The 13,216-nt window shown below is 43.0% G+C and carries 14 protein-coding genes; 1 reads left to right on the top strand and 13 read right to left on the bottom strand.

Going from position 1 to position 13,216, the window contains the following annotated elements; translation table 11 throughout:
- Window positions 1-102: 102 nt before the first annotated feature.
- From yajC to safA, 9 genes are all read right to left on the bottom strand, one after another.
- A complete protein-coding gene (yajC, locus tag BABA_RS16545) occupies window positions 103-393 on the bottom strand; it encodes a preprotein translocase subunit YajC (RefSeq protein WP_007086362.1) in 291 nt (96 codons plus the stop codon).
- A 29-nt stretch (window positions 394-422) separates the two neighbouring features.
- Window positions 423-1,562 (bottom strand): tRNA guanosine(34) transglycosylase Tgt, encoded by a 1,140-nt coding sequence (gene tgt / locus BABA_RS16540; protein ID WP_007086361.1) that lies wholly within the window; start codon window positions 1,560-1,562, stop codon window positions 423-425.
- A 34-nt stretch (window positions 1,563-1,596) separates the two neighbouring features.
- The gene (queA, locus tag BABA_RS16535; RefSeq protein ID WP_007086360.1) at window positions 1,597-2,625 is read right to left on the bottom strand and encodes a tRNA preQ1(34) S-adenosylmethionine ribosyltransferase-isomerase QueA; all 1,029 of its coding nucleotides are present in this window, start codon (window positions 2,623-2,625) and stop codon (window positions 1,597-1,599) included.
- A gap of 30 nt (window positions 2,626-2,655) precedes the next feature.
- On the bottom strand, window positions 2,656-3,657 hold the full coding sequence (gene ruvB / locus BABA_RS16530; protein ID WP_007086359.1) for a Holliday junction branch migration DNA helicase RuvB: 1,002 nt from the start codon (window positions 3,655-3,657) through the stop codon (window positions 2,656-2,658).
- Window positions 3,658-3,667: 10 nt separating this feature from the next.
- On the bottom strand, window positions 3,668-4,279 hold the full coding sequence (gene ruvA / locus BABA_RS16525) for a Holliday junction branch migration protein RuvA (protein WP_007086358.1): 612 nt from the start codon (window positions 4,277-4,279) through the stop codon (window positions 3,668-3,670).
- Window positions 4,280-4,512: 233 nt separating this feature from the next.
- A complete protein-coding gene (locus tag BABA_RS16520) occupies window positions 4,513-5,055 on the bottom strand; it encodes an intercompartmental signaling factor BofC (RefSeq protein ID WP_007086357.1) in 543 nt (180 codons plus the stop codon).
- 153 nt (window positions 5,056-5,208) lie between these two features.
- A complete protein-coding gene (locus BABA_RS16515; RefSeq protein ID WP_007086356.1) occupies window positions 5,209-5,901 on the bottom strand; it encodes a YhcN/YlaJ family sporulation lipoprotein in 693 nt (230 codons plus the stop codon).
- A 77-nt stretch (window positions 5,902-5,978) separates the two neighbouring features.
- Window positions 5,979-7,004: an aminoglycoside phosphotransferase family protein gene (locus BABA_RS16510; protein ID WP_157273214.1), complete on the bottom strand. Its 1,026-nt coding sequence runs from the start codon at window positions 7,002-7,004 to the stop codon at window positions 5,979-5,981.
- The gene (safA, locus tag BABA_RS28380; protein WP_007086354.1) at window positions 6,955-8,850 is read right to left on the bottom strand and encodes a SafA/ExsA family spore coat assembly protein; all 1,896 of its coding nucleotides are present in this window, start codon (window positions 8,848-8,850) and stop codon (window positions 6,955-6,957) included. The genes BABA_RS16510 and safA overlap by 50 nt, the downstream gene beginning before the upstream one ends.
- Window positions 8,851-9,063: 213 nt before the next feature.
- Here safA and BABA_RS16500 point away from each other — a divergent pair, with 213 nt between their 5' ends.
- Window positions 9,064-9,600 carry a transcription repressor NadR gene (locus tag BABA_RS16500; protein ID WP_007086353.1) on the top strand — a complete coding sequence of 179 codons (537 nt, stop codon included), beginning with the start codon at window positions 9,064-9,066 and terminating at the stop codon, window positions 9,598-9,600.
- Between the two features lie 70 nt (window positions 9,601-9,670).
- On the opposite strand, the gene pheA is transcribed toward BABA_RS16500, so the two are convergent.
- The 4 genes from pheA to BABA_RS16480 form a co-directional block, all read right to left on the bottom strand.
- Window positions 9,671-10,525 (bottom strand): prephenate dehydratase, encoded by an 855-nt coding sequence (gene pheA, locus BABA_RS16495; RefSeq protein WP_007086352.1) that lies wholly within the window; start codon window positions 10,523-10,525, stop codon window positions 9,671-9,673.
- A 128-nt stretch (window positions 10,526-10,653) separates the two neighbouring features.
- Window positions 10,654-11,103, bottom strand: coding sequence for an ACT domain-containing protein (locus BABA_RS16490; protein WP_007086351.1), 450 nt, complete (start codon window positions 11,101-11,103; stop codon window positions 10,654-10,656).
- A 33-nt stretch (window positions 11,104-11,136) separates the two neighbouring features.
- Window positions 11,137-12,426, bottom strand: a complete 1,290-nt coding sequence (obgE, locus tag BABA_RS16485) for a GTPase ObgE (RefSeq protein ID WP_007086350.1) — start codon at window positions 12,424-12,426, stop codon at window positions 11,137-11,139.
- 27 nt (window positions 12,427-12,453) lie between these two features.
- Window positions 12,454-12,993, bottom strand: a complete 540-nt coding sequence (locus BABA_RS16480; protein ID WP_007086349.1) for a sporulation initiation phosphotransferase B — start codon at window positions 12,991-12,993, stop codon at window positions 12,454-12,456.
- Between the last annotated feature and the right edge of the window lie 223 nt (window positions 12,994-13,216).

The raw sequence follows: 13,216 nt of genomic DNA, 5'->3' as shown, positions 1-13,216 counted from the left end.
TGACTTATCGTAGGGCGGAGAGTGAAGGACACTAGCCGCTAGGGCGCTGGAGCTGGAATATAGAAAAAGGAAGCCAACTTTGAGTGGCTTCCTCTTTGTTTACTATTTCGAAAGACTCACACCGTCACCGGCGCCAGCTTCTGTAACTTCACGAATAGCATTGCGGTCATATGTTAGACGGCTGCCGTCTCCACATTTAATCACAGCTTTATTTTCATCGATAGAATCGATAAAACCATGCAGCCCGCCAATCGTGACGATCTTATCACCTTTTTTCAATTCCCTTTGCATGTTTTGAACGGCCTTTTGGCGTTTTTGCTGCGGGCGAATTAATAGGAAATAAAATAACACAAACATTAATATTAATGGAACGATTGTACCCAAACCTTGCATCTTGTTTCCCTCCTTTCAAAAAGTATCTATTAGAAATTTTTCGCGTTCGGTTTATTAAAACCATAACGTTCAAAAAACTCTTCGCGGAAATCACCAAGCCGGTCTTCCATAATAGCTTGTCTGACTTTCTCCATTAATCTTAACAGAAAATAGAGATTATGGTAAGAAGTTAATCGAATTCCAAAAGTTTCATCGCATTTAATCAAGTGGCGAATATAGGCTCTGCTATAATTTCGGCATGTATAGCAATCACATTCAGGATCCAGCGGGCCAAAATCCTTCGCAAACTTGGCGTTTTTTACTACAAGACGCCCTTCACTTGTCATTAATGTACCATTGCGGGCAATTCGTGTTGGCAAGACACAGTCAAACATATCAATTCCGCGAATTGAGCCGTCAATTAACGAGTCAGGTGATCCTACGCCCATAAGGTAGCGAGGCTTATTAGATGGTAAGAGCGGTGTCGTGAATTCCAGCATCCGGTTCATGATATCCTTTGGCTCTCCAACGGATAAACCACCAATAGCATACCCTGGGAAGTCAAGGGATGTCAGGTCTCGCGCACTTTGTTTACGAAGCTCTTCATATTCTCCGCCTTGGACAATTCCAAATAAGCCCTGGTCGTCCGTGCGCTCATGCGCCTTTAGGCAACGCTCAGCCCATCTAGAGGTCCGCTCGACTGACTTTTGCATATATTCAAATGTAGCAGGGAATGGCGGGCACTCATCAAAGGCCATCATGATATCAGAGCCAAGGGCATTTTGGATTTCCATCGCTTTTTCCGGCGATAAAAATAATTTTTCCCCGCTCATATGGTTGCGAAAATGAACCCCTTCTTCTTCAATTTTACGGAATTCACTTAGACTGAACACCTGGAAACCGCCGGAATCAGTTAAAATTGCACGATCCCAATTCATAAATTTATGAAGACCGCCTGCTTCTTTTATAATCTCTTGTCCCGGGCGAAGCCACAAATGATAGGTATTGCTTAAGATAATCCCGGCACCCATCTCTTTTAAATCTTCGGGCGACATCGTTTTCACAGTCGCCAAGGTTCCGACCGGCATAAAGGCCGGTGTATCAAAGGAACCGTGCGGCGTGTGAACACGGCCAAGCCGTGCCCCTGTTTGTTTACATGTTTTTATTAATTCATAGCGAATCGCTGTCAAATTGTTGTCTCCTTCCTTTTGTTGCGGTGTTCCACTAGAGAATGAACATTGCATCGCCAAAACTGAAAAAGCGATAGCGCTCCTCAACAGCTGTATTATAGGCATGCAAAATATGTTCTCTTCCGGCCAAGGCACTGACAAGCATGATCAAGGTTGATTTTGGTAAATGGAAATTAGTAATCATACCATCAATCGCTTTAAATTCATACCCCGGATAAATAAAAATACTCGTCCAACCACTGCCCTCAGTGAATTTTCCATCATTTTGGGAGGCAATGGTCTCCAATGTTCTTGTTGATGTGGTTCCAACAGTAATAATTCTACCGCCTTTACTTCTTATATCATTAAGTAGGCGGGCAGTTTCATCTGTTACTGTATAAAATTCGGAGTGCATATCATGCTCAAGTACATCATCGACACTTACAGGGCGGAAGGTACCGAGTCCCACATGAAGTGTAATAAAGGCGATATGGACACCCATTTCTTTTAACTCCTTTAACAGGCCTTCAGTAAAATGGAGTCCTGCTGTAGGAGCCGCCGCTGAACCAGGTTCGCGTGCGTAGACCGTCTGATAGCGATCACGGTCATCAAGCTGCTCTTTTATGTACGGAGGCAGCGGCATTTCCCCTAATTGGTCAAGCACCTCGTAAAAGATACCTTCGTAATTGAAATCCAATACTCTGCCGCCATGCTCAGCTGTTCCGGTGCAAACCGCCGTTAGCAGTCCATCACCGAAAATAAGCTTAGTCCCTTCCTTCACCCGCTTAGCCGGTTTGACAAGTGTTTCCCACTGGTCACCTTCAAGTTGTTTTAATAAAAGGACTTCAATTTTGGCACCAGTATCATCTTTCACACCAAAAAGGCGTGCTGGTAACACCTTGGTGTCATTTAAGACAAGGCAATCCCCTTCACGCAAATATTTGGTAATATCTTTAAATACCTCATGCTTTATTTCGCCTGTTTGTTTATCCACCACCATCAATCGACTATCTGTCCTTGTTTTAAGTGGTACTTGCGCAATTAATTCTTCAGGTAAGTGAAAATCAAATAAATCTACTTTCATATTATGACATCCTAATCTGTTTTAAAATGATCACGGAGCTGGTATCTCCATACCAAAATGTTGATATACAGCCGCCGTAACTACCCTGCCGCGCGGTGTTCGCTGCAGGAAGCCGATTTGCAGTAAATACGGTTCATATACATCCTCAATGGTTTCCGACTCTTCACCAATAGAAGCGGCAATTGTATCTAAGCCAACAGGTCCGCCGCGGAATTTTTCAATAATTCCTTTTAAAAGTTTATGGTCAATATGATCAAGACCTAGACGATCGACCTGGAGCAGTTCAAGTGCTTCTCTTGCAAGTGCAAGGTTTATTGTACCATTTCCTCTTACTTGAGCAAAATCCCTCACCCTGCGAAGAAGACGATTGGCAATCCTTGGGGTTCCCCTTGCTCTCCTGGCAATTTCAGCGGCAGAGGAATCATCGATTTCCGTACCGAAAACTTCTGCCGTCCTAATGACAATATTTTTTAATTGATCTTCTTTATAATACTCGAGCCGGCTTAAAACTCCAAATCTGTCACGTAACGGGGCTGATAAGGAGCCCGCCCTCGTTGTTGCACCGACAAGTGTAAACGGCGGGAGGTCGAGGCGGACAGACCTGGCACTTGGCCCCTTGCCAATCACAATATCAAGGCAAAAGTCCTCCATCGCCGGATAGAGTACCTCTTCAATTGTTCGCTGTAGCCTGTGAATTTCATCAATAAATAACACATCACCCGGCTCCAAGGCCGTTAAGATTGCTGCTAAGTCACCAGGTCTCTCAATTGCCGGACCAGAGGTGGTACGAATGTTCACGCCCATTTCATTGGCGATAATAACGGCAAGCGTCGTCTTCCCGAGTCCAGGTGGTCCATAAAGGAGCACATGGTCTAACGTTTCCTTCCTGAGCCTTGCTGCCTTTATAAAAATTTCGAGGTTTTCCTTGACTTGATTCTGGCCGATATATTGCTTTAAGGTTTGCGGCCGAAGGCTTTGTTCTAAACTTATTTCACTTTCGTTCACTTCACTAGAAACAATCCGCTCATCCATGAAACATCACCTATTTTAAAAGCCGCTGGAGGGCCTTTTTAATGTATTGATCGGTCGAAAGCTGTTCTTTTCTTAATTCAGGTGAAATCTTTTTAATTTCTTTTTCCGAATAGCCGAGCGCCTTTAATGCTAGCATTGCTTCATCAAAGGCAGAATTACTAGCTGCTGATGGCAATGAAAATGTATCGGCATTAAATAGATTCGGAAAGTAATCTGGCACAATATCCTGCAATTTCCCTTTTAGGTCTAGAATCATTTGCCGCGCTGTCTTTTTACCCACTCCAGGGAATTTTACCAAGAAGCTTTCATCTTCATTTTCAATCGCCGCGACCACCTGCTGAACCTCACCGGAAGCAAGTATGGCAAGCGCCCCTTTCGGCCCAATACCGGAAACATTTAATAGTTTTGTAAACAGCTTTTTTTCTTCTCTTGTTTCAAAGCCGTAAAGTGCGATAATGTCTTCGCGAACGTAATGATACGTGTAAACCGTTATCATTGTTTCCATTTTACCTGCATAAATAAACGGATTCGGCGTTGCAATTTGATAGCCAATCCCATTATTTTCAATAACAATATATTCCGGACCGACAAACTCCACGGTTCCTTTTATAAATTCATACAATCGATTTCTCTCCCCAAAGTTTCACTAAATTATATTCTACCATACAAATTTAAGGGAGTTGAAGAAAATAGCTAAATATGAGCAAAACCTGAAAAGGATAATGGTACTACCAAAAGCGTTTGGCGGAATTATATAGTAAGTTGGCGGAATCCGCAGACTAATATGATACGGAACGTTGCTTTCACCAAAAAAACAGGCTGATTTAACCAAATCAGTCTGTTTGGGTGAATCTTCTATTCTTTTTTAACGGAATATGGCTTAAACGTTTCTAAAACTTGTACATAGTGATCCTTTGATTTAATCGGGATACCTTGAATCAGCTCTTCCTGCTTTTTGCTCTCTAGCTTCCTAATATCTATTTGAAAAAAAGATTGAATGATTCGTGATTGACCCGGTCTTCCATTAAAAATAGTCAATATCCCATCTTCCGTTACACCAAAAAATCCATTTGCTTTCAGCAATGGTGAGATATCATCTACTTGTTGTCGAAAAACAAAGGTCGATTCATCAATGTCTATAAGCTGCCACTGGTCATATTTCGCCCAAAAGTTTTCCATCGACCAACTCGTCTCGTGAATGACTTCCTGACTTATTTCACCATCAAGATAGATTCTTTCTAAAATGACCGTCATCGTAAGTGGTTCTGCTTGATGGTTATCCTGTTGTGCAGCAGCACCGTGCGTCATCATTCCAGGGGCACCGCCGATAAACATGAAGAGAATAACAGCAGTTACGGCTAGTATAAACCGGTTCATTGCTATCCAATTGACCCTCATGTTACTCACCTCTTATTGTTAAAAATTGAACAATCTTTACTCCTAGTTTAGCCTTTTATTGCCTTTTTATCCGATAAAATTTAAAGGGGCAAAGCCGCGAGTGCTTTACCCCTTTTGTCCAGCTACAGCGGCTAGGCGCTGTAGCTTTTCTAACTATCTTCCACCCTTATTCCGTTGGTTATCATTATGAATGTTCCGGTCGCGTCCAATGGCGCCTTCATCAGTGAAGACGGTTACCCCTCTTCCTTTTGCATAAGGCTTCACAACATTCTTTATTGCTCTCTTAGTATCAGCTGCTTTACTGTTATCATGTAATTTCACCGATACAATGACGGTATTCCCGTAAGCTACAGACCGTACATCTTGAACATTATTGATCGCCGCTACTTTGTTTCTAATTTTATTGGAAAAATCATCTTGGAAATTCGGATTCGTCGCCACACCGGTATTTCCCATATTCGTGCTCAAATGACCGTGATAATTCATATCACTTGTGCTAAAACGATTGTCACGCTGAAAAAAGTTTCGATCCTTCTTGGCTAACGGAGTCGTTGGATTTTTAGGGTTTCCATTTTCGTCCCTCGTTTGCATTTGCCGTCTATTTTGTTCATTAATGACCTGATCCTCTGCCCCAAGATTGTGATCCATCATTTCAGTGATCGCACCATCATTATCCCTTATTAACTCGTTACCATTATTCGGGTGGTTTTCATTAGAATAATAACCAATCGGCCGTGTCAGATTATTATTTCCCTTTACGCCCGCACGATTATTATCACTTGCACATCCCGCCGCACCTAACAGTAAGAATGCGGAAAGAGGAATCATCCACTGTTTCTTGTTCAAGCGAAAAACCCCCTCGAAACAATCTGAGCATCCTAAACATGCTCATGTATAGCTTGTTATTTTCGAGGAGATTTCATTCATTTCACTTTTTCCTGTAACTGGTCAATAAATTTTTTCCTAGAGTAAAACTGACCGATGGATAAATCCATTACTTGCCTAAGCTTTACCTGATCGGTATACAACTTTTCCCGAATCAATCGGTTCCATTCGCGAAAAATATCTGCAGGATATGCTAAAGCGTACAAAAATGCCTCTTCCTGTAAATGGTTTCGAATCTGCTTTAAACCTGCAAGTTTTTCAAATGACCAGTCGATGAATGGCAATATTCTGTTCGCATATTGTAAATAATCAAAAGACGGGGGACCAACACTGATTAAATCAAAATCAATTAAATGTAAACTTCCATTCCTATCACGTAAAAAATTATGATGGGCGACATCTCCATGGAGGATTACCAAAGGTTCTTGTCTAAAAAAGCTGCGGTGCTTTTCAATGCCTGTCAATGACCATTCGCCCCAAGATATAATTTCAGAGAGAAATGGATCATTCATAAAATATTTCAGAAAAGGTAGATGATTTGAAAAAGTATGGAGCCGCTCTGTCCATTTTTCTGATATATGACCTTTTGGGATCAATGTTCGATAGCGAGTTTCAAACGTTGCCGTAGTCCGATGAAATTGTTCTAAAAGCTCAATTCCTTCCCGACGATTTTTCTCCGTCAGAAATGAAAAAGCTGTTTTATTTGGATAAATGTATTCGATACAACCAAAGTAGGTTCCTTCAAAAAATAGCTGTTCTTTTACAGAAGGAGCTAAAAACCTATACGTTTGAAAAAATCCTTCTTTCCTTAGTGTTGCGGTAAATGCCTCCTGGATCTTTAGCCTATTATAGGAATGATACCCTTTAAGGATGTAAGTATGCTTGTCAGTAATTAATAAAAAAACAGAATTTCTTATTTGGACAAACTCGATGATTTTTTCATAAAACTGTGACTGAAAATAAGAGAAGAGACGATCAAAATAATCATCGTCTCCTTTTTGGTTAACTAACCTATTAATTGCTTTCATCTCGGTAACCCGGCATGCCGTAAGGATTGTGTCCACCAGGTTCCATTCCATACGGATTCATATATGGAGGCTGGGCAACATTGACAGGCCCCGAATATGGTGCGCTGTATATTGGTGGTGTCGGCGGGACGAAATTCGTCGGTGCGGCATTTGGTACAGCATTCGGTGCAGCTGCGGCCGGTTGCATGACACCCATGGAAGGCGCAGGTCCACAGCCGCAATCACCACCAGCTCCTACAGGCAGCCCCTGTGCTGGCAAGTTTTGGATGTATGGCATTTGACCATAAGCTGCAGGTGAAATCATATCGGATGATTCAAAACCCATGGGTTGCCCCATTACCTGCCCGCCCATTTGCGGATAACCGTAGGGTGAGGCGGTGGCAGGGCCCATCCCGTAAGGATTCATCCCAGGGTTCCCGTACATTGTGCCAGGCATTACTGGTGCTGTTTGCGCAAACTCCGCCGGATTTTGACCTGGAACCCCCCCGGCAGCAGGGCCTGCCATTGGGTAACCGGTTGGTCCTGCTCCCGGATATCCGGCTGGATAACCCCCTGGCATTTCTCCGTAACCTCTCGGCATCTGGCCGTAGCCTTGTGGCATTTCTCCGTATCCTGCTGGCATCTGACCGTAGCCTTGTGGCATTTCTCCATAACCTGTCGGCATCTGGCCGTAACCTTGTGGCATTTCTCCATAGCCTGTCGGCATCTGGCCGTAACCTTGTGGCATTTCTCCGTACCCTGTCGGCATCTGACCCTGGCCGTAACCTTGCGGCATTTCTCCGTATCCTGTCGGCATCTGGCCGTAACCTTGTGGCATTTCTCCGTATCCTGTCGGCATCTGACCCTGGCCGTAACCTTGCGGCATTTCTCCGTATCCTGTCGGCATTTGACCGTAGCCCGCTGGAATTCCTCCATATCCTGATGGCATTTGCCCATAAGCAGCAGGATCCATCATCGGCTGTTGGAACGCCGGATTTTGAGCGGCTCCCATTACACCGCCAGGATAGGCAGGATTCATAAGAGGCATTTGCGGCATAAAAGATGACGATTCATCTTGGTAGAATTGACCCGGCATGACTGGTGCCCCAGCCATTGTTGGAGGGACGCCCGGAGTCCCATGAATCATTCCCTGCGGCGGTGCCATGGCCATTCCTTGAACCGGTGGATATGGCATCATTTGTGGCATCGGGAAACCTCCCCCGCCAAACGGCGGACAGAACCCTGGCCCCGGCATCACTGGTGTTACAGGGACACAATAATCTTCACATGGTGCTTCCTGTATAGGTAGTGGTGCTGGAATTGGAATTTCCTTTTTCGGAACTTCTTTTATTTCAGGAAGGATATTTGCTGGTTTAGGCGGCAGATTCGGCTGAACAGTCATGTTGCTCATATTGGACATATAATAATTGTTAATATCTATTTCTGGGACTACTTGCAGAGGCATTTTCGGAGTATAGGGTGTTTTAGGTGCTTCTTTTATGATCGGTTGTTCTTTGATGATCGGTTGTTCTTTTTTGATTGGTTGTTCTTTGATAATTGGTTGTTCTTTGATGATTGGTTGTTCTTTTATAATCGGTACTTCTTTTTTCGGCATTTCCTTTATCGGTGCTGGAATAGGCTTCTCCTTGGCAAACGGATGCTCAGCTATTGGCATTTCTTTCTTTGCTCCCATATTGATTGTCGTTCCCGATTTTGTTGGCCCCATTGGTGCTTCTTTTTTTATTGTTCCACCTGTTGTTGGGACTTTTATTTTCATACCGGGCATAATCATATCAGGGTTGCTGAGCTGTGAATTCATCTTTTTCAGCTCTTCAAAATTCACGCCGTACTTCTTGGCGATTTTCCAAAGAGTATCCCCTTTCTGTACGATATGGATCTTCACTCTGATTTCCCCTCCTATGGCATAAGTCCATATAGTGTATGTGAACATGGGCAAAGTGCTAACATTCTTCAGAAAAACTTATGCTATCTTTTAAATAATTATGTTTATCCTGCCGGAAAATACGATTTGGCATAGCTTTGGAGAAAGTTTTATTTTTACAGCCGCTATGGTAAAATTGGCTATTATGCCTACTGTGAGGAGCGTTTTTTACATATGGAACAGAAAAAGATTCTTGGGGAAGATCGGAGAAAGTTTATCCTACAATTGCTAAAAGAAAGCAATGCTCCCATTACGGGGAGCGAATTAGCCGAACAGACCAATGTCAGCAGACAAGTAATTGTCGGGGATATTACGCTGCTTAAGGCAAAAAATGAACCGATTATCGCCACAAGCCAAGGGTATATGTACTTAAAACAAAATACCAGCATGCCTTTATTTGAACGGACGATTGCCTGCAGTCATACACCACGGGATACGGAAAAAGAACTAAATTTATTAGTAGATCACGGTGTTTTAGTGAAGGATGTTAAAATTGAACACGCTGTTTACGGCGATTTAACAGCATCGATCATGGTGTCAAACCGCCAGGAAGTAAAACAATTTCTCAAAAGACTGCAAACAACAAAAGCATCGTTACTATCGGAACTAACGGGGGGCTATCATCTGCATACGCTCTCAGCTTCGACGGAACAAGCACTGAATAAAGCAGAAGCCGCACTAAAGTCAGAAGGAATCTTGTTAGAATCTTAAAAGGACCCGAGCCCGGGTCCTTTTTTATGATCCAGGCCATACGCTGCTGACCAGGGCGCTTGCGCTTTTCTTAATCCAGCTCCACTATTGTAGATGGGTAGCTTCCTAAAACCTTTACACCGCAGCCTAATGCCTCAAGCTCCGCAATCGCTCCGGGAATTAATACTTCATCAAGCTTCATTTCGAGATCAATAATGAAAAAGTAATTGCCAATCCCTGTTTTCATCGGCCTTGACTCAATTTTAGAGAGGTTTAATTTTCTCCAGGCAAAGGCAGATAGCACCTGATGGAGGGCTCCAGCCTGATCCGATGGCAAGGTAACCATCAGCGTCGTTTTGTAATGCGTGGAGCCGCTAATTGCTTCAAAATCCAAATTTTGCTCTGATAAAACAAAAAAGCTTGTATGGTTAAAATCAAAATCATGGATATTTTTCTCCACGATCGCCAAGCCATATTCCTTCGCCGCCAATTCATTGGCAATCGCAGCCGCCCTCATATCGGGGCTTTCCATTATCATCTTTGCTGCCGCTGCTGTAGACGTGACACTCTCAATTGGCACACCTGTAAAATGAGTATGTAGAAATTTATGGCACTGGGCAATGGCGTGTGAATGGCTGTATACCACGCTTACATCTCTCCAGTTTTCCATATTCTGAGGATGCACCATCAAATGCTGCTTAATAGGCAGCGTAATTTCACCAACAATCGGAATTTGAACGACATGGGTTAAATAATCAAGGGTTATATTCACGGAGCCTTCTAGAGCATTTTCGACTGGTACCACTGCCAAATCCACTTTTTTATCAACAAGGGCATCCATACTTTCAGGAATCGTGCGATACGGCTCGAGCTCGTATCCTTGAAAAACCTTCTTCACCGCAAGTTCAGTAAAAGTTGCTTTCGGGCCTAAAAATCCAACTTTCATCATCTCTCCACTCCTCTATCATTTAAATGAGCAAGCGCTTGTTCAGTCCGATTGCCATTTTTCAAAATTTTGCGTCTAATATTATTAAAAAGAAAGCTGGGAGGGGCTCACAGCAGACAAAGAGTCCACTATGCACCAGTTCCCAGCACTTCCACCTTTTCAACAAATTCAAGTTTTCTTAAGTTCGTAAGCAAGTCATCAAGGTTTGTAATGATATTCGATGTGTTTAATGACAACGTCACATTGGCCCTGCCCTGAAGCGGAATCGTTTGATGAATCGTTAAGACATTACATCCTGACGACGCCACAACACTCAACAAATTCGACAATGTTCCGGAGTAATCTTCCAAATGAAAGAAGAGTGAGATGATCTTTTCCTTCTGAATTGTTGAAAAAGGAAAAACAGTGTCCCTGTATTTATAAAAGGCACTCCTACTCAAATCAACCTTTTGAACGGCATCCGCAATCGATTCTGCCTTGCCTCTTTCAAGCATTTCCTTCGCATCAATCGTTTTTTTCATCGCTTCCGGCAAAACATCTTCACGGATCAAATAATATTTTTTATCAAAATTATCCATTTTACTCTACCTCGATCTCTTACGAAAAACTATCTACTCAATAAACTCAAATTCGAACTCTAATAACTTGACTATGTCCCCATCTTTTGCGCCTCGTTGTCGTAAAGCATCATCGACACCAAGACCGCGAAGCTGACGGGCGAATCGGCGGACAGATTCTTCTCGTGAAAAGTCTGTCATCTTAAATAATCTTTCCAATTTTTCACCCGAAAGGACATACGATCCGTCAGATTCTCTTGTAATCGTAAAGTTTTCCGGATCAGCCTCATGTTTATAAAGAACTCGATGAATACCGGTATCCTCTTCTTCATGATCAAGCGGAAACTCTGGTGTTTCCTCTATTTTATCAGCTACAGCAAATAATAACTCGCGCAGACCTTTACGCGATAAAGCTGAGATAGGGAAAATCGGATAATCCTCCTCAAGCTGCTCTTTAAACTTTTGCAAGTTTTCTTCGGCATCAGGCATATCCATTTTATTCGCCACAATGATTTGCGGGCGCTCAGTTAATCTTAAGTTATACTCTTTTAATTCGCGATTGATGGTCAGGTAATCCTCGTAAGGATCTCTGCCCTCTGTCGCCGCCATATCAATTACATGAACGATGACCCTAGTCCGTTCAATATGTCTTAGGAATTGATGACCGAGACCGACACCTTCGCTTGCCCCTTCAATTAACCCTGGCAGGTCAGCCATAACAAAGCTTCTGCTATCCTCTGTTTCCACCATCCCAAGGTTTGGAACAATCGTGGTAAAATGGTATTCAGCAATTTTTGGCTTTGCCGAAGATACAACGGACAATAAGGTAGATTTCCCAACACTCGGGAACCCAACCAATCCAACGTCAGCAAGAAGCTTTAATTCTAGAACCACATCGCGCTCTTGTCCCGGCTCACCATTTTCAGCAATTTCCGGAGCCGGATTTGACGGTGTCGCAAATCGAGTGTTTCCACGACCGCCGCGGCCGCCTTTGGCTATAACGGCCTGCTGCCCGTGCTCCACTAAATCAGCAATGACCTCTTTTGTCTCCGCATCCATTACCACTGTACCAGGTGGTACCTTCACGATCATATCCTTAGAGCCCCTGCCATGCTGCCCCTTTGACATACCATGCTCACCACGGTCTGCCTTAAAATGGTGCTTATAGCGGAAATCCATTAACGTTCGAAGCCCTTCGTTTACTTCAAAAACGACACTGGCTCCTTTCCCGCCATCACCGCCGGCTGGACCACCATTTGGTACATATTTTTCACGGCGAAACGCGACCATTCCATTGCCGCCATCTCCACCTTTTACATAAATCTTGACCTGATCTACAAACATCTAATTCCTCCAGTCCTGCACATTCAATTATGTCAAAACACTTATTGGCATAAAAACTTCTATAGCAAGTTCTTTTTCAGTAAATTCCTTAACCACTACATCCCCTGTTGCTTCAGCAAGGAATTTTTCAACTAATTCTTTTCTTATTATTATCCCGCTAAAATCAAAAAAGAAACGAACACCATCTGATTGCGGTTCAATTGTGATCGATAAATGATTTTCTTGAAATTGCTCTATTGACTGATTTAAACATGAAAAAAAGGAGTTTGTCCACTTTGTCATGCCGTGATCATCAATTTTAATTGATTCAGCTTCAAGAAGTACCTCATATTCCAGTTTAAAGAAGGGATTTTCCCAATTGGATTTCAATAACAATGCGGCAAACAACGGCATGCGTAAATTTGAAAGCTTTGTTTCATGCTGCGTTTCGATGACAATTTCATCAATAACTGCCTTTGCCCGGTCAATTCGATTTAAATCCAGGTTTCCCTTTATTAACTGGAGTTTATTTAACCAATCATGTCGTGAGTGCCGCAGCACTTCGACGATATCCCATTCTTTCCCCATACGTACACTCCCACATTAAGTGTTGGACACTGTTTCTGATAGTATATCAAAAAAACAAACATGAGTAAGCAATTTTATTTAGAGGCGCATTGAAGCTTATACGAAGTAGATTTCCTGAAGGGAATTAGGGAAGGTGTACTTTCGTTAGCAGGAAAAGCGCAAGCGCCCTGGTCAGCGGCGTATGGCCTGGAGCGCTCCAACTGAGATAAAGGAAACACGAAGA

Origin of the sequence: Neobacillus bataviensis LMG 21833 (genome assembly GCF_000307875.1) — a bacterium.
Classification (GTDB): Bacteria; Bacillota; Bacilli; order Bacillales; family Cytobacillaceae; genus Neobacillus; species Neobacillus bataviensis.
The sequence above is the reverse complement of the archived record's forward strand: the minus strand, read 5'-3'. Positions and strand labels throughout refer to the sequence as shown.

What these genes read in the sequence shown, in the direction of transcription:
- yajC (WP_007086362.1), bottom strand. Translation starts at nt 393, where the DNA reads ATGCAAGGTTTGGGTACAATCGTTCCATTAATATTAATGTTTGTGTTA.
- queA (WP_007086360.1), bottom strand. Translation starts at nt 2,625, where the DNA reads ATGAAAGTAGATTTATTTGATTTTCACTTACCTGAAGAATTAATTGCG.
- ruvB (WP_007086359.1), bottom strand. Translation starts at nt 3,657, where the DNA reads ATGGATGAGCGGATTGTTTCTAGTGAAGTGAACGAAAGTGAAATAAGT.
- BABA_RS16520 (WP_007086357.1), bottom strand. Translation starts at nt 5,055, where the DNA reads ATGAGGGTCAATTGGATAGCAATGAACCGGTTTATACTAGCCGTAACT.
- BABA_RS16500 (WP_007086353.1), top strand. Translation starts at nt 9,064, where the DNA reads ATGGAACAGAAAAAGATTCTTGGGGAAGATCGGAGAAAGTTTATCCTA.
- pheA (WP_007086352.1), bottom strand. Translation starts at nt 10,525, where the DNA reads ATGAAAGTTGGATTTTTAGGCCCGAAAGCAACTTTTACTGAACTTGCG.
- BABA_RS16490 (WP_007086351.1), bottom strand. Translation starts at nt 11,103, where the DNA reads ATGGATAATTTTGATAAAAAATATTATTTGATCCGTGAAGATGTTTTG.
- obgE (WP_007086350.1), bottom strand. Translation starts at nt 12,426, where the DNA reads ATGTTTGTAGATCAGGTCAAGATTTATGTAAAAGGTGGAGATGGCGGC.
- BABA_RS16480 (WP_007086349.1), bottom strand. Translation starts at nt 12,993, where the DNA reads ATGGGGAAAGAATGGGATATCGTCGAAGTGCTGCGGCACTCACGACAT.